Below are 18,300 nucleotides of genomic sequence, written 5' to 3'. Positions count from 1 at the left end.
CAGCGCGAAGCGGCCGGGGCGGGGCCGGAAATCGCCGCACCCGTGCCGCAGTTTTGCCGCGGGGGTTGGGCAGGGTCATGGCATCGCCGTGACGAAGCCATTTCAGGAGGGGGGCCATGCCGGATGTTCCGCTTTCCGCGCAGGAGCGTCGCCTGCGTCTGCGGCGCGAGGCCAGGGCGAGCCGCGTCGAGGCAGCCGCACTTGCCGACAGTTTCGACGAGTCGACCGGGCTGAGCTGGTTCTGGGCGCTGGTCTTCGGGCCGCTCTACTACCTCGTGCACGGCTTCTATGCCCGCGCGCTGGTGGTTCTGCTGCTCGATCTGATGGTCATCGGTTTCGTCCTGTCGCCCTTCCTGGCCTATCCTGCCTGGCGCAAGCGGGCGCTTGGTCGGGCCGAGGCGATGCTGCGCGTCGATCGCGACCGTCCGTCGACCGGACGGGTGCTTTACCCCGGCCGCGCCCCGGCATAGCTTGGCGGCATGACCGCCGGAGCCGATCTCGATTACAACGCTGCCCGCGCCGCGCTCGAATGGCTGATCGAGCTCGGGGTGGATTCGGCTGTGCTCGACGAGCCGGTTGATGCCTATGCGCTTCCCGACACGCTGAACGCGCCGAAACCCGCGCCCGCTGTTGCCGCGCCGCAGGGCCCCGGCGGACCGCCGCTGCGTGTGGTCGAGGCGGGCCCCGATCCGGTGGCCGTGGCGCGGCAGGCTGCCGCCGCGGCCAATGACCTCGAGGCGCTGCGCGAGGCGGTCACCGCCTATGAGCTGTGCGATCTGAAGAAGGGCGCGAAGACCACGGTCTTTGCCGATGGCAATCCGAAGGCGCGGGTGATGATCATCGGCGAGGCGCCCGGCCGCGACGAGGACATCCAGGGCAAGCCCTTCGTCGGCCGCGCGGGGCACCTGCTCGACAAGATGTTCGCCGCGATCGGGCTGAGCCGGACGAGCCCCGATGCCGAGGCGGCCTTCTACATCACCAACGTGCTGCCCTGGCGCCCGCCGGGCAACCGCGACCCGGAACCGGCCGAGATCGCGCAGATGCTGCCCTTCCTCGCCCGCCATGTCGAACTGGCCGATCCCGATCTGATCGTGCTGATGGGCAATGCCGCCTGCGCCGCGGCGCTGAACAAGCGCGGCATCCTGCGCCTGCGCGGGACCTGGGCCGAGGCCTTCGGCCGGCCGGCGCTGCCGATGACGCATCCGGCCTATCTGCTGCGCCAGCCCCATGCCAAGCGCGAGGCCTGGGCCGATCTGCTGTCGCTGCGCGCGCGGCTGAATGCGCTCGCGCCCTGACAAATGCGTGAACGGGGCGCGAAGCGGCATTCGGGCCCGTGGGATGCGCGCTAGAGTTTGCGTAAGGGCTGGGGCCGGCCCCTTTCCCCCGCACCGACCGACAGGACACGGACGATGAAGTTTCTCACCCGCTCCCTGATGGGGCTGTTCCTCACCGCGCTGGCCCTTGGGCTGCTGGCGGCGGGGGGCTATGCCGTCAAGGCCGCGATCAGCGCCCGCAACGCCGCGCCCGAGCGCCCGGCGCAGGCGCGCGAGCGGGTCTTTGCGGCGAATGTGGTGACGCTCGATTTCGGCACGCGGGTGCCGCGGCTCACCGCCTATGGCGAGATCCGCGCGGCACGGCGGCTGGAACTGCGGGCGGCGGTGGCGGGGCGGATCCTGGATTTGTCGCCGAATTTCGTCGAGGGCGGCACGGTTTCGGCCGGCGAATTGCTGGTGCAGCTCGACCCGGCCGAGGCACAAGCGGCGCGCGACACCGCGGCGGCGGCGCGCGGCGAGGCGCAGGCGGCGCTGGCGCTGGCCGAGCGCACCGTGGCGATCGCCTCGGATGACCTGACGGCGGCCGGGCGGCAGGCGGACCTGCGCCGTTCGGCGCTCGACCGCCAACGCTCGATCGACGCGAAGGGCTTCGGCAAGGCCGCCGATACCGAGACCGCCGAGCTGGCCGTTTCGGCCGCCGATCAGGCGGTGCTGACAAAACGCACGGCGCTGTCGGCGGCCGAGGCCGGGCTCGATCAGGCGCGCAACACCCTGCGCCGGGCCGAGATCAGCCTGGGCGAGGCTGAGCGCAAGCTGCGCGACACGGTGATCCGCGCGGGCTTTGCGGGCGATCTGACCGGCATCTCGGCGGTGAAGGGGCGTGTCGTCTCGATGAACGAGATGCTGGGCGAGCTGATCGACCCTGCCGCGCTCGAGGTCTCGTTCCGGGTCTCGACGGCGCAATTCGCCCGGCTGACCGATGCGGCCGGAGCGCTCGTGCCGATGCGGGCCGAGGTGGCGCTTGATCTGCAGGGCCGCAGCCTCGCCGCGCCGGCGACGCTGGTGCGGGCGGGGGCGGCGGTCGAGACCGGGCTGACCGGGCGGCAGCTGTTTGCGCGGCTCGACGTTCCCGCGGGCTTCAAGACCGGCGATTTCGTCACCGCCACCCTCGACGAGCCGCCGCTTGACGCGGTGGCCGAGGTGCCGGCGGCGGCGGTGGGCGCGGATGGCAAGGTGCTGCTTCTGGGCGCGGGCGAGCGCCTCGCCGCGGTGCCGGTCGAGGTGCTGCATCGGCAGGGCGACGCGGTGCTGATCCGCGCGGCAGGGCTTGCGACGGGCCAGGAGATCGTGGCCGAGCGCACGCCGCTGCTGGGCGAGGGGCTGAAGCTGCGCCCGCTGCGGCCGGGCGCGGCCGCCGCGCCGGCGCTGGTGCCGCTCGATCCCGACCGCCGGGCGCGGCTGATCGCGCAGGTCGAGGCGAATGTGCGGATGCCGTCGGAGACGAAGGCGCGCCTTCTTGCCCAGCTCGCGCAAGAGGCGGTGCCGGCCGAGCTGATCGACCGGCTCGAAGCGCGGACCGGGGGCTGAGCCGGTGAGCGCGCGCCCCGAGGACACCGCCGCCGAGGACACTGCCGCCGAGGCGAACGCCGCTGCCGCCGAGGCCGCCCGCGCCGAGGGCGATTTCGTGCGCCCGGGCGAGCCCCTGCCGCCGCCGCGCGGCCTCATCGGCCGCTTCACCCGGCACCGGACGCTGGCGAATATCGTGCTGGTCGTCATGCTCTGCGCCGGCCTCGCCGTGCTGCCGAAGATGCGCGCGCAATATTTTCCCGATTCGGTGACCGAAGAGGTCGAGGTCGAGGTGACCTGGGAGGGCGCCGGCGCCGAGGATGTCGACCGCGCCATCGTGCAGGTGCTCGAACCCTCGCTGATCTCGGTCGAGGGCGTCGACAGTTCCGAAAGCCGCGCGATCGAGGGCAAGGCGACGATCACCCTCGAATTCGAGCCGGGCTGGGACATGGGCCGCGCGGTGAACGATGTCGAGCAGGCGATCACCGCCGCGGGCGACCTGCCCGAGGCCGCCGACGAGCCCGTCGTCACCCGCGGCGTCTGGCGCGACACGGTGACCGATATCGTGCTGACCGGCCCGATCCCGCCCGAACAGCTGGGCCGGCTGGCCGACGAGCTGGTGGTGCGGCTCTATGCGGCGGGCGTGACGCGCACCACGGTGCAGGGCATGGCCGCGCCGCGCACGCTGGTCGAGGTGCCGACGGCGCAGATGATGCGCCACAACGTGACGCTCGGCCAGATCTCGGCGCTGATCGCGGCCGAGGCGGCAACGAGCCCCGCGGGCGACGTGGCGGGGGGCGCGGCGCGCGTGCGCACCGGCGAGGAGCGCCGCGCCGCGCGCGACATCGCGGGCATCGTGATCCGCACCAACCCGGACGGCTCGCTGCTGACCATCGGCGATGTGGCACAGATCCGGGTCGAGGGGGCGAACCGGGCGCGGGCCTATTTCGTCGGCGCGAACCCGGCGATGACGGTGAATGTCTCGCGCTCGGCCGCGGGCGACGCGATCGCGCTGCAGCACGCGGTCGAGGCGGTGGTGGCCGAGATCCGCCCGACGCTGCCCGCGGGCACCACCATCGACCTTGTGCGCACCCGCTCGGCCGCGATCATCCAGCGGCTCGAACTGCTGATGAAGAACGGCGCGCAGGGGCTGGCGCTGGTCCTCGTGCTGCTGTTCCTGTTCCTCAATGCGCGCACCGCCTTCTGGGTGGCGATGGGGATTCCCACCTCCATGGCCGCCGCGCTGGCGGTCATGTACCTCGGCGGCATGACGCTCAACATGATCTCGATCTTCGCACTGATCCTGACGCTCGGCATCGTCGTCGACGATGCGATCGTGGTGGGCGAGCACGCCGATTTCCGCGCCCGCGAGCTGGGCGAGCACCCGGTGCTGGCGGCCGAGCAGGGCGCGTGGCGGATGGCGGCGCCGGTGCTGGCCTCGTCGCTGACCACGATCATCGCCTTTGCCGGGCTGACGGTGGTCGGCGGGCCGATGGGGCGGATGGTCGAGGATATTCCCTGGACGGTGATCGCGGTGCTGACCGCCTCGCTCGTCGAGTGCTTCCTGATCCTGCCCAACCACATGAGCCACGCGCTCACCCATACCGCGAAGGGCGCCTGGTATGACGCGCCGTCGCGGGTGGTGAACCGCGGGCTCGACTGGGTGCGGGTGCGGATCATGCGGCCCCTCGTGCGGCTGATCGTGCGGGCGCGCTATGCGGTGGTGGCGGGCTCGGTCGCGCTGCTGCTCAGCCAGGTCGCGCTGCTGATCGGCGGCACGGTGCAATGGCGTTTCTTCGCGCCGCCCGAGCAGTCGACCGTCTCGGGCGCCTTCGCCATGCTGGCGGGCGCCTCGCGCGCCGACACCATGGCGCAGATGCAGGCGCTGCAACGCGCCGTCGACCGGGTCGGGCAGGACTACGCGGCCGAGACCGGCAGCAATCCGGTCGAATATGTGCTCGGCCAGATCGGCGGCGCCTCGGGCCGGGCCCTTGCCTCGGCCGAGGGCAAGGACACCGACCTTCTGGGCTCGATCTCGGTCGAGCTGGTCGATGCCGACCTGCGCCCCTTCTCCTCGGCCGAGTTCGTCGCCCGCCTGCAGCGCGAGGCGGAGCGGATGCCGCTGCTCGAGGAGCTCAGCTTCCGCGGCTTCCGCACCGGGCCCGCGTCGGACGGGATCTCGGTGCAGGTCTCGGGCGCCGAAAGCCGGGTGCTGAAGGAGGCGGCCGAGGATCTGAAGGCGGCACTTGCGGCTTTCCCCGAGGTCTCGGCGGTCGAGGACACGCTCGCCTATGACAAGGAGGAGCTGATCCTGTCGCTCACACCGCAGGGCGCGGCGCTCGGCTTCGACATCGACAGCCTCGGGCGCGAGCTGCGGGCGCGGCTGAACGGCACCGAGGCGGCGACCTATCCCGACGGCGTGCGCTCGGCCTCGATCCGGGTCGAGCTGCCCGAGGGCGAGCTCACCGCCGATTTCATCGACCGGATGCAGATGCGCACGCCGGCGGGGAACTGGGTGCCGCTCTCCGACATCGTCACCCTGCGCTCGGAAACCGGCTTCTCGACGATCGGGCGCGAGGACGGGGTGCGGCGCGTGGGCGTCACCGGCGACATCTCCGAAGACGACCCGGCGCGGGCGAACGAGATCCAGCGCACGCTGCGCGACGAGATCCTGCCCCGCATCGCCGAGGAGCGCGGCGTCGTCTTCACCCTGACCGGCGCGGCCGAGCAGGAGCGCGACTTCATGTCCGACGCGATGATCGGGCTGATCCTGTGTCTCGTCGGCATCTACATCGTGCTGGCCTGGATCTTTGCCAGCTGGACGCGGCCGGTGGCGGTGATGTCGGTGATTCCCTTCGGCCTTGTCGGCGCGATCTGGGGCCATGCGATCTGGGGCCTGCCGATGTCGATGTTCTCGGTCGTCGGGCTGATCGGCATGGCCGGGATCATCATCAACGACGCGATCGTGCTGATCTCGACCGTCGACGAATATGCGGCAAAGCGCGGTCTTGCCCCGGCGATCGTCGATGCGGTGGCGGACCGGCTGCGGCCGGTGCTGCTGACCACGCTGACGACGGTGCTGGGGCTGGCGCCGCTGCTCTACGAGACCTCGGCCTCGGCAGTGTTCCTCAAGCCCACGGTCATCACCCTGTGCTACGGGCTCGGCGTCGGCATGGGCATCGTGCTGCTCGTCGTGCCGGCGGTGCTGGCGATCCAGCTCGATGTGACGCTGCAGCTGCGGGCGCTGCGCCACGGGCTGCGGGCACGGCCGCTGCGCGGAGTGCTGGGTGCGGCCGCGGGGCTGATCGCACTCGCCTTCGTCGCGACGCTCGGTCGGGCGATGCTGGCGGGGCAGGGGGTGGGGGCGGCGCTTGGCCTGTTCATCGGGCTTGCGGCGCTGGTGGTGGCGGGCGCGGGGCTGATCGCGCCGCGGATCGCGCGCCGGCGGCTCGGCCCGGCGCGCTGAGCGGGCTCAGTTGGCCGGGGTGGCCGGGCAGCCGTCGATCTCGATCGCGCCGGCGTCGCTCAGCACGGTGATGCGCAGATCGGTCTGGTCGAGCGCGAAGGGCTTGCCGCTGTCGGGCACGAATTCGGCGCTGGCGAGCAGCGTGTTGCCCTGCCGCTCGGCCTCGGAATCCGAGACCCACATCGGGGTCGAACGCAGCTCGAACAACGCCACCTCGCCCGCCGCCTCGGGCAGATCGATCGCCGCCTTCACCCGCATCCCGTCGGCGATCGGCTCGACCGTGCAATGCGCAAGGCCGGGCTGGCGCAGCGGCACCGCCGCCATCGCGGCGCGGATCTCGGGGTCGGGGGTGCCCGGCCCGGCAAGGTCGGCGCCCAGTTCGAGCGAGACCGGCACGCAGACATCGTGGCAGATCCCCATGTCGAGACCGGCCGACAGTGTCACCGGTTTCGCCGGGTCCGCGGGGGTGATCTCGAGCGGCAGGATCATCTCGTCGTGATAGCCCACGGTGCGCAGCCCGTTCTGGTCGAAGACCTGCGGCGCGGGCCAGATCACCTGCACCTTGGCGACATTGTCCGAGCCGGCGAAATCGATCACCGGCGGCACGCCGGCATCGCCCGGGCTGCGCCAGTAGGTCTTCCAGCCGGGATCGAGCTCGATCTTCAGCGCCGCGATGCGGCTGCCGTCGGGGGCCTCCCAGCCGGGCAGCACCTCGGCCCCCTCCATGCCGGGCGGCAGCGGCTCCTCGGCGTGCAGGGGCAGCGCGGCAAGGCAAAGGCAGAGCGGAAGCAGGGGGGAGAGATGTCTGGGCATGACCTTCGGATAACGCCTTGGGGCCGGGCAGTCCAAGTCACAAACGCGCCAGCGCGGCGTGTGTATGCGGCTTTGCCACAGTGAGGGCGGGCGCGGGGCTTGATCCGGCCGGGGGGCGGGGCCACCTTTGGGGAAAGGCGCATCCCGCGCCGGCGGAGACCGACATGGACCTGACCGGAAAACTCCTGATCGCGATGCCCAGCATGGGCGACCCGCGTTTCGAACATGCGGTGGTGGCGGTCTGCGCCCATTCTCCCGAAGGCGCGATGGGGCTGATCGTCAACAAGCCGCTGCCGAAACCCGGGCTGAGCGACCTGCTCGGGCAGCTGGGCATCGCGGTCGCGGCTTCCGACCGGCCGGCCAGTGCGCCCATTCTTTTCGGCGGCCCGGTCGAGACCGGGCGCGGTTTCGTGCTGCATTCGCGCGACTGGAAGGGGCAGGGGCCGGAGATGGAGGTCATGCCCGAGGTGGCGATGACCGCGACCCGCGACATCCTCGAGGATATTGCGCAGGGGCGCGGGCCGGACCGGGCGCTGCTGGCGCTCGGCTATGCCGGCTGGGGGCCGGGGCAGCTCGAGGCCGAGATCCTGTCGAACGGCTGGCTGATTGCCGATGGCGATGCCACGATCGCACTCGACCCCGATCATGCGACGAAATGGACCCGGGCGCTGGCCACGATGGGCGTCGATCCGCGCACGCTGTCGGCCGCGGCGGGCCACGCCTGAGCACGGAGGGGGGCGCTGCCCCCCGGCTTCGCCTCCCCCCGAGGTATTTCGGGCAAGGAGAAAGCCATGCAGGCGCCTTTGCATTCACCTTGGCGAAAATACCTCGGGGGTGAGCGCCTTTGGCGCGAGGGGGCAGCGCCCCCTAGCTGCGCGGGGCGGCGGCGCGCTGCAGCCGGTCGTTGATCGCGCGGCCAAGCCCGGTGTCGGGGATGGCCGCGACGGCGATCGTTGCGGCGCCGCGTGCCTGTGCCAGCCGGTCGGCCTCGCGCAGCGCGCCGAACAGGTGCGCCGCCGCCTCGACCAGATCACCGCTTTCCGACAGCGTCAGATCGGCCGCGGGGCCGGGGCCGAAGCCGAGGAAGACCTCGCCCGGGCGTTTCTCGGTGGCGTTCAGCCGCACCGCGGCGCCGGGGGCGTAATGCGATTTCAGCTGGCCGGGCGCGTTCGGTTTCGCCGCATCCCCCCCCGTCGGCAGCGCGCAGCCAAGCGCCGCCTCGAGCGCCTCGGCCGGCAGCCCGCCCGGGCGCAGCAGCGTCGGCGGATCGAGCATCAGGATCGTCGATTCGAGCCCCACCGCGCAGGGCCCGCCATCGACCACCGCGGCAATCTTTCCGTCGAGCCCCTCGAGCACATGATCGGCGGTCGTCGGGCTGACCTTGCCCGAGGGATTGGCCGAGGGCGCGGCGACCGGGCCGCCGAAGGCCGCAAGCAGCCCGCGCGCGACCGGGTGGGCGGGCATCCGCACCGCCACCGTATCAAGCCCGGCGCTGACGAGGTCGGAAATCCCCGCCTCGGGGCGCAAGGGCAGCACGAGGGTCAGGGGGCCGGGCCAGAATGCCGCGGCGAGCGCCCGCGCCTTGTCCGAGAACACCGCCACCCGTTCGGCCGCGGCAAGGTCGGGCACATGCACGATCAGCGGGTTGAAGCGCGGCCGGCCCTTGGCCGCATAGATCCGCGCCACCGCCTCGCCCGAGCGGGCATCGCCGCCGAGGCCATAGACCGTCTCGGTCGGAAAGGCGACGAGATCGCCCGCGGCCAGCAGCTCCGCCGCCCGCGCGATCCCCGCGGCATCGGTTGCGAGACGTTCCGTCATGCGATCCATTCACCTCCGGTGACGCTGCGTAGCGGTTGAAGGCGCCTTCCCTTGCGGTAACTTGTGGCCCGAGTATCCAGGTCATAAGCGTGCCGGCGCCCGTTGCCAAGCGCTCCAAGGAGGAAGTCATGTCCTATCGTTCGCCCGTCGCGGAACTGCGGTTCATTCTCGACAAGGTGGTGCCGCTCGCGCCGGTCTCCGCGACCGAGAAATTCGCCGAGGCGACCGGCGAGACCGTCGACGCGATCCTGACCGAGGCGGCGAAGCTGTGCGACGAGGTGATGGCGCCGCTGATCCGCAATGGCGACCTGACGCCCGCCAAGCTGGAAAACGGCGTGGTGCGCTCCTCGCCGGGCTTCAAGGAAGCCTATGAGCAGATCGCCGAGGGCGGCTGGGTCGGGATCTCCTCGCCGGTCGAATACGGCGGCATGGGCCTGCCGCTGACCATGGCGATCGCGGTGAACGACATGATGTCGGGCGCGAACCTGGCGCTGCAGCTCAATCCGCTGCTGACCCAAGGCCAGATCGACGCGCTGGAACACCACGCCTCGGACGAGATCAAGGAGCTTTACCTGCCGAAGCTGATCTCGGGCGAATGGTCGGGCACGATGAACCTGACCGAGCCGCAGGCCGGTTCCGACGTCGGCGCGCTGCGCACCAAGGCCGAGCCGAATGGCGACGGCACCTATTCGGTCACCGGGCAGAAGATCTTCATCTCCTGGGGCGATTCGGACATGACGAAGAACGTCTGCCACCTCGTCCTCGCCCGCCTGCCCGATGGCGCGCCGGGCACGAAGGGGATCTCGCTCTTCATGGTGCCGAAGTACCTGCCCGACGCGAACGGCGAACCGGGCGTGGCGAACAGCCTGAAGGTCGTCTCGCTCGAGCACAAGATGGGCCTGCACGGCTCGCCCACCTGCGTGATGAGCTTCGAGGGCGCGAAGGGCTGGATGGTCGACGGGCCGAACAAGGGCATGGCCGCGATGTTCACGATGATGAACAACGCGCGTCTGAACGTCGGCGTCGAGGGCATCGGCATCGCCGAGGGCGCCTATCAGAAGGCGCTCGCCTATGCGCAGGACCGCGTGCAGTTCAAGCCGATCATCGAGCATGCCGACGTGCGCCGGATGCTCGCCTCGATGAAGGCCGAGGTCTTTGCCGCACGCTCGATCGCGCTTGCCTGCGCCGTGGCGATCGACATGGGGCACGCGACCGGTGACGAGGCCTGGAAGGCGCGCGCCGCGCTGCTGACCCCGATCGCCAAGGCCTATGGCACCGACACCGGTATGTGGGTCTCGGACCAGGGCATCCAGGTGCATGGCGGCATGGGCTTCATCGAGGAGACCGGCGCCGCGCAGTATTTCCGCGACGTGCGCGTGACCGCGATCTACGAGGGCACGAACGGCATCCAGTCGATGGACCTTGTCGGGCGCAAGATGATGGACGGCGGCAAGGCCGCGTTCCGTCTGCTGCAGGAGGTCGAGGAAGACGCCAAGGCCGGGCGCGAGGCGCTGCCCGATCTTGCCGATGCCGTCTGGCAGGCCGCCGAGACCCTGCGCGAGCACACCGAATGGATGATCGGCCAGGACATGCAGGACCGCTTTGCGGGCTCGGTGCCCTATCTCAAGGCCTTTGCCCGCGTGCTCGGCGCGCATTTCCACCTGCGTGCGGCGATCGCCGAAGGCGCCGGGTCGCGTCATGCGAAGCTTGCCGCGGTCTATATCCGCCGCCTGCTGCCGCAGTTCGCGGCGGCGCTGGCCGAGGCGCGCGAAGGCGCCGAGGGGCTTTATGCGCTGTCGGTCGAAGACCTGAGCGCATGAGCCACGGGACCGCGCGGAAAGGGCTGCACTACCCCTGGCCCGATCCGCCGGCCCCGGGTGAGACCGTTGAAATCGCGGAGGGCGTGCTGTGGCTGCGCCTTCCGCTGCCGATGGCGCTCGACCACGTCAATGCCTATGCGCTGGACGATGGCGACGGATGGACGCTGGTCGACCCGGGCATCGACACTCCGGCCTGCCGCGCCGCGCTGCAATCGGCGCTCGACGGGCGGCTTGCGGGCAAGCCCGTCACCCGCGTCCTCGTCACCCATTACCACCCCGATCACATCGGCCTGGCGGGCTGGCTGCAGGCGCGCGGCGCCGAGCTGGTGACCACCCGCACCTCCTGGCTCTTTGCCCGGATGCTGATCCTTGACGAGCAGCCGGTGCCAGTCGCCGAGACGCTCGACTTCTGGCGCCGGGCCGGGATGACCCCCGACCTGCATGCCCGCCGTGCCACCGAACGCCCCTTCAACTTCGCCGATTGCGTGCATCCGCTGCCCCTGGGCTTCACCCGGATCCGCGAGGGCGACCGGGTCGTGGCCGGCGGCCGGCGCTGGCGGGTGCGGATCGGCGAGGGGCATGCGCCCGATCATGCCACGCTCTGGTCCGAGGACGACGAGCTGATCCTTGGCGGCGATCAGCTCTTGCCCTCGATCTCGGCCAATCTCGGCGTCTATGCGACCGAGCCGATGGCCGATCCGGTCGCCGACTGGCTGGAGAGCTGCCGCGCCTTCCAGCCCTTCGCGCATCGCCACCATCTGGTGCTGCCCGGCCACAAGACGCCGTTCACCGGCCTGCCGCTGCGGCTGCGGCAGATGATCGAGAACCACGAGGGGGCGCTCGCCCGTCTGCGCACGCTGCTGGCCGAGGGGCCGCGGCCGGCGACCGCCTGTTTCCCCGCGCTCTTCAAGCGGCCGATCGGCGAGGGCGAATACGGGCTGGCGCTGGTCGAGGCGGTGGCCCATCTCAATCACCTCTTGCACCGCGGCGAGGTCCGTCGCACGCTTGGGGACGGTGATATCTGGCACTGGTCCCTCGCATGAGCGACACCCCGATCCGCACCCTTGCCGAGGCGCATGAGGACAGCGCGCTGCCGCGCGCCCATGCGGTGCTGACCGATGACGACGCCGGCGCCCCTTTCGAGACCCTGCCACTGCCGCCCGGTGTGGCCGACGAGCCGTTCGAGGACAAGTCGCCCGCGCAATGGGCCTATGAGCGGCTGGTCCTCTATATCCAGAACTTCGAAAGCCAGCTGCAGCCCGACGAGGAGGTGGCGCTTGGCATCACCGGCGGCGATGTCGGCGTGCTGCAGATCGAGGGGCTGGGCTATTTCGCGCCCGATATCCTGACCTTCTACGGCCGCGACGAGGATGGCGCGCGCACCCAGCTGATCCAGCATGTGAGCCAGCTCAACGTGATGCTGGTGGCGATCCCGAAACCCGCAGCCGAGGACGAGGCGCGGCGGATCGGCTTCCGCCTAGCCCGCGGGCTCACGGCCGAGCGCAAGGGCTGAGGCGCCCTGCAGCGCATGGATGACAGGCGCGTGACGCTGCGCTAGGCTTGTCCCGGGAGACAGTCGGGAGGAAACGATGGCCGATTACAGAATGGGCAGCATGGATATCCGTGCTCATGAGAGAACATTCGCGGGATTCCTGCGTTTCGTGACCGTCGGGGCGGTTGTCATCGTGGCATTTTTGGTGTTCCTCGCTTTGGCAAACGGCTGATCGTCAGCCCCGTCACGAGTTTGAGGAGACCGGCAGATGCGCCGACTTATCATCTGCTTGATCCTGCCGCTGGCGCTGGCCGCGTGCGGGGCGCAACCCGTCTGGGCACCGGACGATGTCGTGCAGAAGGCCGCGGTGCATACCGGCAACCCGCCCTCGGTGACGCTGTTCACCGTGATCGGCACCCATACCGGCTCGGGCGGGCATTCGGCGCTGATGATCGACGGCACGCAGCGGGTGATCTTCGACCCGGCCGGGACCTGGAACCACCCCTGGGTGCCCGAGCGCAACGACGTCGACTACGGCATCACCGAACGGATGTACAAGTTCTACATCGACTACCACGCGCGCGAGACCTGGTTCGTGCGCGAGCAGCGCGTGCCGGTGACGCTTGCGCAGGCGGATGCGATGATCCGCCGGGCCGAGGCGAATGGCGCGGTGAACAAGATGATGTGCGCCAATGACACCTCGGCGGTGCTGCGCGACATCCCGGGTTTCGAATCGCTGCCGAATACCTTCTCGCCGCTGAAGCTGTCGAAGGCCTTCGGCAAGCTGCCGGGCGTGGTGACCAAGGACCATTACGACAACGATCCCGACGACAATTCGGGCGTGCTGATGGTGCAGCAGGAAGAGATCAAGCACGGCACCGAGCTGCCGTTCTGATCCGGCAGGGCCGCTTCGGAAAGACGAACGCCCGGGGCTTGCCCCGGGCGTTTCCGTCTCAGCCGACCAGCCAGAGCGCGAGGTAGAGCGAGACGAAGCCGCCGAGGATCGCGGCGAGGGTGTTGCGCGTGGCGAGCCCCGCCAGCACCGTCACCGCGGCGGCGATCAGCCGCGCCGGGTCCGGTGCGCCGCCCGTCGCCTGCGGCCAGAGCACCAGCGGCGCGACGAGCCCCGGCAGCACCGCCACTGCGGTATAGCGCAGATAGCGCAGCGCCCATTCCGGCAGCGGCCGGCGGCCGGCGAGGCCGAGGAAGGAATAGCGCAGGAAGAAAGTGCCGATGCCGAGGGCGAGGATGATGATCCAGATCTCGGTGGGGCCGTAGAAATCCGCGCTCATCGTGCCGCCCTCCGGGTCAGGAAGGTTTCGGCCCGAGCGCCCGCGACCATCGCCAGCACCGCGGCGACCAGCACCCCAAGCCCCGAGGGCAGGAACGAGAAGGCGAGTGCCGCGACGACCGAGACCGTCGCCGCCACCAGATGCGGCAACGAGCGCAGCATCGGTGCGATCATCGCGAGGAAGGTCACCGGCACGGCGAAGTCGAGTGCGAATTCGGGCGGGATCGCCGCGCCCAGAAGCGCGCCCGCGAGCGTCGCGACATACCAGGTCGGACAGTTCGGCGTGCAGGCCCCGGCGTAATAGGCGAGCTTCTCGGCCAGGCTCTGCTGCGGCGCGCGCTCGTAATCCTGCGCGGCGACGGCAAAGCTCTGGTCGATCATGAAATAGGCGACGAGCGCCTTCTGCCAGCGCGGCGCGGCGCCCAGATGCGGCGCGAGCGAGGCCGAATACATCGCCATGCGCAGATTGACCGCGAGCGAGGTCAGGATCACCAGAAGCGCCGGCGTGTGGTCGTTCATCAGCTGCACCGCGGTGAATTGCGAGGCGCCCGCAATGACCAGGATCGAGAAGCCCATCACCTCGGCGACGTTCAGCCCGGCCTCGGTCGCCGCGACGCCGAAGAGGGTGCCGAAGGGCACGATCACCAGCATGAAGGGCAATCCGTTGCGCAGGCCGCGCCAGTAGGCGGCGGAAAGTGAGGGGCGGTCGGTCATGGTGGCTTGCTCGCTGAGGCGTGTTGCGCCAGTTCTAGGGGCAGTGACGAAGGGCGCCAAGGGCGCGATTGTATCGGAGGCATTATGCGGATCGCCGGGCTGATCCTGGCCGGCGGGCAGGGCCGCCGCATGGGCGGTGTCGCGAAGGCGCTGCTGCCGCTCTCCGGCCGTCCGCTCGCGGCCCATGTCATCGCGCGGCTGGCGCCGCAGGTCGACCGGCTGGCGCTGTCGGCCAACGGCGATCCGGCGCACCTTGCGGGATTCGGCCTGCCGGTGCTGGCCGATCTGCCGGGGGAGGCGGGGGAGGGGCCGCTGGCCGGGCTGCGCGCCGGGCTTCGCTGGGCCGCCGCCGAGGGCGCCGGGGCGCTGGTGACCGCGGCGACCGACACGCCCTTCCTGCCCGCGGATCTGGTGGTGCGGCTCGCTGCGCCGGGGGGCGTCGCCTGCGCCACCTGGCGCGGCCGGGCACATTACACCGCGGCGCTCTGGCCGCTTTGCGAGGCGGATCGGATCGAGGCGTTGTTCGCGACCGGCGAGCGGCGTGTGCGGGTGGCGCTTGGCGCGGCGACCGAGGTCGCCTTCGACGATCTGCCCGAGGACCCTTTTGCCAATCTGAACACGCCCGAAGACCTGGCCGCCGCCGCGGCGCGGCTCGGGGGGGCGCGGTGATGACGATCATTCGTCACGGTGTCACCCCGGGGCAGCGGGCGCAGGCCGCGCGGCTTTACTGGCAGGCCTTCGGCGGCAAGCTTGGTGCGGTGATGGGGCCCGAGCCGAAGGCGATGGCCTTCATCGAGCGGGTGATGTCGCCCGATCACGTGATCTCGGCCAGCGACGAGGCGGGGGCGTTGCTGGGCGTGATCGGCTATCGCACGGCGCGAGGGTCCTTTGTCGGTGGCCGGATGTCGGACCTGATCGCGGTCTATGGCCGCTTCGGCGCCTGGTGGCGGGCGCATGCGCTTGGCGTGCTGGCCGAGGATCTGGCGACGGGCACGATTTCCGTCGACGGGCTGGCGGTGGCCGAGGGCGCGCGCGGCACCGGGGTGGGGGCGGCGCTGGTCGAGGCGCTGTCGCGCGAGGCGACGATGCGTGGCTTTTCGCAACTGCGGCTTGACGTGATCGGCGAGAACCTGCGCGCGCGCGCGCTCTATGACCGGCTCGGCTTCGAGGTGATCGGGCGCCGCGAGAGCCGGCTGAAGGCGCTGATCTTCGGCTATCGCTCGAGCATCACCATGGCGCGGCACCTGTGACGGTGGGCGGCGCGGGGCGCTGCCCCGCACCCCGAGGTCTTTCGGGCAAGGAGAAAGCCGAGGCGTTCAGTCGAAGGTGCCGGTGACGCGGCCGAGCAGCATGAAGGCGCGCGCGGTGCGGGTCTCGGCAAGTTCCGCCACTTCCTGATCCGAGGCGTTCGTCTCGAATTCGGTGAAGGTGCGGTCGAACTGGCGCAGGAAGTGGTGCGCGGCGTCGCGGAAGATCGTGTCCGAGCGCATCCGGCCGGCGGTGAGGGCAAGCGAGGAGCGGTCGCGCACGCCGCCGAGCGCGGCGATCTCGCGGCCGCGTTCGCCCTGGGCGAAGCGGCGCCACAGCTCGGGCCGGGCGCGGTCGGGCGTCAGGTCGTCCATGTAGATGCCGTCCTGGGCGAGCAGGTTCAGCACGTCCTGCGCGGCACGGATCAGCTTCGCCATCGTCCGGTCCTCGAGCGCGCGGCGCAGCGCGCGGAAGCCCTCGCGGTCATCGGCATTGTCGGGGAAATTGAGCGCGCAGATGAAATCGGCGACTGAGACCGGCTGGGCGAGCGCCTCGGCCGGCGTGCCGAGGGCAAGGGCGGGCTGGTCCTCGCCGGGCGCGGCGGGGCGCGGTGCCGCCAGCGCCGCCTTGCGGTCGGCCGAGGGCGGCGTCGCGCCGGCGTCGCGCCGCGAGGTGAAGGTGGCAATTGCGGTTTCCGCCTGGCGGGCGACCTGCGCCACCTCGTCGAGCTTCTTCTCGATCGTGGCGCCGGCGCGCAGCTGCGACTGGCTGAGCCAGGCCGCACGCATCGTCTCGACCGAGGCCTTCAGCGCCTGCGCCTCGGCGCGCATCTCGGCCGCGGTGCGGGCGGTGATCGCGGCGATCCAGATCATCACCAGCGGCAGCAGGATACCGGTCACCGCCATCACCAGCGAAGCGGCGTCGAGCCCGGCGCCATTTCCTGGCACGAACAGCCAGAACGCCGCGACGAGCACCAGCCAGACAAGGCTGAGCCCGGCGGCGATGCGCTCGATCGGGCCGAAGCCGCGGCCGGCCTCGGCGCGCGTGCGCACATCCTCGATCGGAGGGCTGATCGGCGCGCCCGCCGGGGCCGGGGCGACGGGCGCCGGCGGCTCGGGAGAGATGCGATCCGGTTTGGCGTCGCTCATCACGGCAAACCTTTCGGTCTGGTCCTCAGAGGTAGCGGACCGTGAGGATTTCATAGCTGCGTTCGCCGCCCGGGGTGCGGACCTCGACGCTGTCGCCCTCGTCCTTGCCGATCAGGGCGCGGGCGAGCGGGGATTTCATGTTCAGCAGGCCGCGTTCGAGATCGGCCTCGGCCTCGCCCACGATCTGATAGGTGCGTTCCTCGTCGGTGTCCTCGTCGACGAGGGTGACGGTGGCGCCGAACTTGATCGCGCCCGACATCTTCGAGGGGTCGATCACCTCGGCGCGGCCGAGAATCGACTCGAGCTCCTTGATCCGGCCCTCGATGAAGCTCTGCTTCTCGCGCGCGGCGTGGTATTCGGCATTTTCCGACAGGTCGCCATGCTCGCGCGCCTCGGCGATCGCCTTGATGACAGTGGGGCGTTCGACGGTCTTGAGGGTTTTCAGTTCGGCATCGAGCGCGTCGAAACCCGCGCGCGTCATCGGTATCTTTTCCATGAGAGCCCCTGCTCCGAGCTTGCTGGCAACATCGTGTTGACAGGAGTGTAAATCCGCCATCGCCCCCCGAAGTCAAGGGCCGCGCCCCATTTTCGCCGCATCCGCGCGCCAGGATCGGGACGTTGAAATCTTGCGAGACATTTACATGAAATGGATTTTCAGGGCCTCCGTGGCCTATGTTCTGTGCGCTCTTGCGCTGGTCGGGTGGCTTTACGGTGACACCCCTCAGCTGATCTGGGAGGCCGGCATGAGGGCAGGTGCCTCGGTCGGGATGATGCTCGGTGCGGGAAAGCTGCTCGGACCGTGGCTCCTGATCGGGGGTGTGCTTCTCGGCCGGCGCCGGATCGCCGAGCGGATGTCGCCGCTTGCCTTTGTCGCCTGTGCGAGCCTGCTGCTGCCGATCGGGTTTTCCTTCGCCAAGAATGCGATTCCCATGCTCGTTCCCTATCATGCCGATCCCGCGCTTGCCGCCCTCGACAGCTGGCTGCACTTCGGTCACGACCCCTGGCGCATCGCACATGGGCTGTTGGGCAAGCGGGAGGTGGGGTGGATGCCGGAGCTCTACATGACGGTGTGGGGGCCGTGCGCGTTCGGCTTCCCGCTGATCGTGCTTGCAACAGACCCCGAGATCGGGCGGGCGCGGCACTACATCTGGCTGTTCTTCGGCTCCTGGGTCGTGATCGGCAACGGGCTGGCGCTCGCCGGGTCTTCCGTCGGGCCGGTCTTTTACGACCGGCTGCTTGGCACCGAGCGGTTCGGCGGGCTGACCCAGGCCATCGCGGCCTCCGGCCTGTCCGGGACCAGCATCGGGGTGATCCAGGAATGGCTCTGGCAGCGCTACCTGGGGGGCGGGCTCGATCTCGGGTTCGGCATCTCGGCCTTTCCGTCGATGCATGTCGCGGTCGCGGCGATCGTTGCGCTCTATCTTGCCGAGCGCTCGCGCTGGCTTGCGCCGCTGGGCGCGCTCTTCCTGCTGTCGATCTTCTTTGTCTCGGTCTACACGGGGTATCATTATGCTGTCGACGGCTATGTCGCGGTTCTCGTCGTGCTCGCCGGGCATTTCGGATTGCGTCACTTTACCCTGGCGAAAAGCGAAAGAAAGTTGCGCATAGTCGCTGCGTCACAATTGCTTCGTTCCGTCAGGTAAGTTAGCA

Annotated in this window: 19 protein-coding genes; 13 read left to right on the top strand and 6 right to left on the bottom strand. The window is 70.3% G+C overall.

Annotated elements, in window-relative coordinates; all coding sequences use genetic code 11:
- The first annotated feature begins 116 nt into the window (after positions 1-116).
- The 4 genes from DYS74_RS10195 (at position 117) to DYS74_RS10180 (ending at position 6,306) form a co-directional block, all read left to right on the top strand.
- Positions 117-470, top strand: a complete 354-nt coding sequence (locus tag DYS74_RS10195) for a DUF2628 domain-containing protein (protein ID WP_121533470.1) — start codon at positions 117-119, stop codon at positions 468-470.
- A gap of 9 nt (positions 471-479) precedes the next feature.
- Complete coding sequence (locus DYS74_RS10190) at positions 480-1,295, top strand: uracil-DNA glycosylase (protein WP_121533468.1); 816 nt, start codon at positions 480-482, stop codon at positions 1,293-1,295.
- Positions 1,296-1,409: 114 nt separating this feature from the next.
- Positions 1,410-2,861 carry an efflux RND transporter periplasmic adaptor subunit gene (locus DYS74_RS10185; protein WP_121533466.1) on the top strand — a complete coding sequence of 484 codons (1,452 nt, stop codon included), beginning with the start codon at positions 1,410-1,412 and terminating at the stop codon, positions 2,859-2,861.
- Positions 2,862-2,958: 97 nt separating this feature from the next.
- The gene (locus DYS74_RS10180; RefSeq protein WP_245965263.1) at positions 2,959-6,306 is read left to right on the top strand and encodes an efflux RND transporter permease subunit; all 3,348 of its coding nucleotides are present in this window, start codon (positions 2,959-2,961) and stop codon (positions 6,304-6,306) included.
- A 6-nt stretch (positions 6,307-6,312) separates the two neighbouring features.
- Here DYS74_RS10180 and DYS74_RS10175 read toward each other — a convergent pair whose 3' ends face one another.
- Positions 6,313-7,119 carry a protein-disulfide reductase DsbD domain-containing protein gene (locus tag DYS74_RS10175; RefSeq protein WP_121533464.1) on the bottom strand — a complete coding sequence of 269 codons (807 nt, stop codon included), beginning with the start codon at positions 7,117-7,119 and terminating at the stop codon, positions 6,313-6,315.
- 164 nt (positions 7,120-7,283) lie between these two features.
- Here DYS74_RS10175 and DYS74_RS10170 point away from each other — a divergent pair, with 164 nt between their 5' ends.
- A complete protein-coding gene (locus tag DYS74_RS10170; protein WP_121533462.1) occupies positions 7,284-7,844 on the top strand; it encodes a YqgE/AlgH family protein in 561 nt (186 codons plus the stop codon).
- Positions 7,845-7,986: 142 nt separating this feature from the next.
- Here DYS74_RS10170 and DYS74_RS10165 read toward each other — a convergent pair whose 3' ends face one another.
- Positions 7,987-8,937, bottom strand: coding sequence for an L-threonylcarbamoyladenylate synthase (locus DYS74_RS10165; RefSeq protein ID WP_121533733.1), 951 nt, complete (start codon positions 8,935-8,937; stop codon positions 7,987-7,989).
- 128 nt (positions 8,938-9,065) lie between these two features.
- Here DYS74_RS10165 and DYS74_RS10160 point away from each other — a divergent pair, with 128 nt between their 5' ends.
- The 5 genes from DYS74_RS10160 to DYS74_RS10140 all read left to right on the top strand — a co-directional run bounded on the left by DYS74_RS10160 (position 9,066) and on the right by DYS74_RS10140 (position 13,144).
- Positions 9,066-10,757, top strand: a complete 1,692-nt coding sequence (locus DYS74_RS10160) for an acyl-CoA dehydrogenase (RefSeq protein WP_121533460.1) — start codon at positions 9,066-9,068, stop codon at positions 10,755-10,757.
- Entirely contained in the window at positions 10,754-11,800 is a 1,047-nt protein-coding gene (locus DYS74_RS10155; RefSeq protein ID WP_121533458.1) for an MBL fold metallo-hydrolase, read from the top strand. Before DYS74_RS10160 ends, DYS74_RS10155 begins: the two co-directional genes overlap by 4 nt.
- Positions 11,797-12,270: a DUF6173 family protein gene (locus tag DYS74_RS10150; RefSeq protein WP_121533456.1), complete on the top strand. Its 474-nt coding sequence runs from the start codon at positions 11,797-11,799 to the stop codon at positions 12,268-12,270. Before DYS74_RS10155 ends, DYS74_RS10150 begins: the two co-directional genes overlap by 4 nt.
- Before the next feature lie 76 nt (positions 12,271-12,346).
- Entirely contained in the window at positions 12,347-12,481 is a 135-nt protein-coding gene (locus DYS74_RS10145; protein WP_121533454.1) for an aa3-type cytochrome c oxidase subunit IV, read from the top strand.
- A gap of 36 nt (positions 12,482-12,517) precedes the next feature.
- Complete coding sequence (locus tag DYS74_RS10140; RefSeq protein ID WP_121533452.1) at positions 12,518-13,144, top strand: hypothetical protein; 627 nt, start codon at positions 12,518-12,520, stop codon at positions 13,142-13,144.
- A 58-nt stretch (positions 13,145-13,202) separates the two neighbouring features.
- Here DYS74_RS10140 and DYS74_RS10135 read toward each other — a convergent pair whose 3' ends face one another.
- Together DYS74_RS10135 and DYS74_RS10130 are read right to left on the bottom strand one after the other, a co-directional pair.
- Entirely contained in the window at positions 13,203-13,541 is a 339-nt protein-coding gene (locus tag DYS74_RS10135) for an AzlD domain-containing protein (protein WP_121533450.1), read from the bottom strand.
- Entirely contained in the window at positions 13,538-14,254 is a 717-nt protein-coding gene (locus tag DYS74_RS10130; protein ID WP_121533448.1) for an AzlC family ABC transporter permease, read from the bottom strand. The genes DYS74_RS10135 and DYS74_RS10130 overlap by 4 nt, the downstream gene beginning before the upstream one ends.
- Positions 14,255-14,338: 84 nt before the next feature.
- Here DYS74_RS10130 and mobA point away from each other — a divergent pair, with 84 nt between their 5' ends.
- Together mobA and DYS74_RS10120 are read left to right on the top strand one after the other, a co-directional pair.
- On the top strand, positions 14,339-14,923 hold the full coding sequence (mobA, locus tag DYS74_RS10125) for a molybdenum cofactor guanylyltransferase MobA (RefSeq protein WP_121533446.1): 585 nt from the start codon (positions 14,339-14,341) through the stop codon (positions 14,921-14,923).
- Entirely contained in the window at positions 14,923-15,504 is a 582-nt protein-coding gene (locus DYS74_RS10120; protein ID WP_121533444.1) for a GNAT family N-acetyltransferase, read from the top strand. Before mobA ends, DYS74_RS10120 begins: the two co-directional genes overlap by 1 nt.
- A gap of 66 nt (positions 15,505-15,570) precedes the next feature.
- Here the strand turns inward: DYS74_RS10120 and DYS74_RS10115 are convergent, their stop codons facing one another.
- Positions 15,571-16,650, bottom strand: a complete 1,080-nt coding sequence (locus tag DYS74_RS10115; RefSeq protein ID WP_245965256.1) for a hypothetical protein — start codon at positions 16,648-16,650, stop codon at positions 15,571-15,573.
- A 25-nt stretch (positions 16,651-16,675) separates the two neighbouring features.
- A complete protein-coding gene (gene greA / locus DYS74_RS10110; RefSeq protein ID WP_183077503.1) occupies positions 16,676-17,146 on the bottom strand; it encodes a transcription elongation factor GreA in 471 nt (156 codons plus the stop codon).
- Between the two features lie 145 nt (positions 17,147-17,291).
- Here greA and DYS74_RS10105 point away from each other — a divergent pair, with 145 nt between their 5' ends.
- Positions 17,292-18,293 carry a phosphatase PAP2 family protein gene (locus tag DYS74_RS10105; RefSeq protein ID WP_121533440.1) on the top strand — a complete coding sequence of 334 codons (1,002 nt, stop codon included), beginning with the start codon at positions 17,292-17,294 and terminating at the stop codon, positions 18,291-18,293.
- Positions 18,294-18,300: the final 7 nt, after the last annotated feature.

Source organism: Paenirhodobacter hankyongi (assembly GCF_003664585.1).
Taxonomy (GTDB): domain Bacteria; phylum Pseudomonadota; class Alphaproteobacteria; order Rhodobacterales; family Rhodobacteraceae; genus Rhodobacter; species Rhodobacter hankyongi.
Note: the sequence above shows the minus strand (reverse complement) of the source record. Positions and strands in the feature narration are given on the sequence as shown.

Excerpts from the sequence above, each read along its gene's own strand:
- DYS74_RS10195 (WP_121533470.1), top strand. The coding sequence starts at position 117 with ATGCCGGATGTTCCGCTTTCCGCGCAGGAGCGTCGCCTGCGTCTGCGG.
- DYS74_RS10190 (WP_121533468.1), top strand. The coding sequence starts at position 480 with ATGACCGCCGGAGCCGATCTCGATTACAACGCTGCCCGCGCCGCGCTC.
- DYS74_RS10185 (WP_121533466.1), top strand. The coding sequence starts at position 1,410 with ATGAAGTTTCTCACCCGCTCCCTGATGGGGCTGTTCCTCACCGCGCTG.
- DYS74_RS10175 (WP_121533464.1), bottom strand. The coding sequence starts at position 7,119 with ATGCCCAGACATCTCTCCCCCCTGCTTCCGCTCTGCCTTTGCCTTGCC.
- DYS74_RS10170 (WP_121533462.1), top strand. The coding sequence starts at position 7,284 with ATGGACCTGACCGGAAAACTCCTGATCGCGATGCCCAGCATGGGCGAC.
- DYS74_RS10165 (WP_121533733.1), bottom strand. The coding sequence starts at position 8,937 with ATGACGGAACGTCTCGCAACCGATGCCGCGGGGATCGCGCGGGCGGCG.
- DYS74_RS10160 (WP_121533460.1), top strand. The coding sequence starts at position 9,066 with ATGTCCTATCGTTCGCCCGTCGCGGAACTGCGGTTCATTCTCGACAAG.
- DYS74_RS10155 (WP_121533458.1), top strand. The coding sequence starts at position 10,754 with ATGAGCCACGGGACCGCGCGGAAAGGGCTGCACTACCCCTGGCCCGAT.
- DYS74_RS10150 (WP_121533456.1), top strand. The coding sequence starts at position 11,797 with ATGAGCGACACCCCGATCCGCACCCTTGCCGAGGCGCATGAGGACAGC.
- DYS74_RS10145 (WP_121533454.1), top strand. The coding sequence starts at position 12,347 with ATGGCCGATTACAGAATGGGCAGCATGGATATCCGTGCTCATGAGAGA.
- DYS74_RS10140 (WP_121533452.1), top strand. The coding sequence starts at position 12,518 with ATGCGCCGACTTATCATCTGCTTGATCCTGCCGCTGGCGCTGGCCGCG.
- DYS74_RS10135 (WP_121533450.1), bottom strand. The coding sequence starts at position 13,541 with ATGAGCGCGGATTTCTACGGCCCCACCGAGATCTGGATCATCATCCTC.
- DYS74_RS10130 (WP_121533448.1), bottom strand. The coding sequence starts at position 14,254 with ATGACCGACCGCCCCTCACTTTCCGCCGCCTACTGGCGCGGCCTGCGC.
- mobA (WP_121533446.1), top strand. The coding sequence starts at position 14,339 with ATGCGGATCGCCGGGCTGATCCTGGCCGGCGGGCAGGGCCGCCGCATG.
- DYS74_RS10120 (WP_121533444.1), top strand. The coding sequence starts at position 14,923 with ATGACGATCATTCGTCACGGTGTCACCCCGGGGCAGCGGGCGCAGGCC.
- DYS74_RS10115 (WP_245965256.1), bottom strand. The coding sequence starts at position 16,650 with ATGAGCGACGCCAAACCGGATCGCATCTCTCCCGAGCCGCCGGCGCCC.
- greA (WP_183077503.1), bottom strand. The coding sequence starts at position 17,146 with ATGGAAAAGATACCGATGACGCGCGCGGGTTTCGACGCGCTCGATGCC.
- DYS74_RS10105 (WP_121533440.1), top strand. The coding sequence starts at position 17,292 with ATGAAATGGATTTTCAGGGCCTCCGTGGCCTATGTTCTGTGCGCTCTT.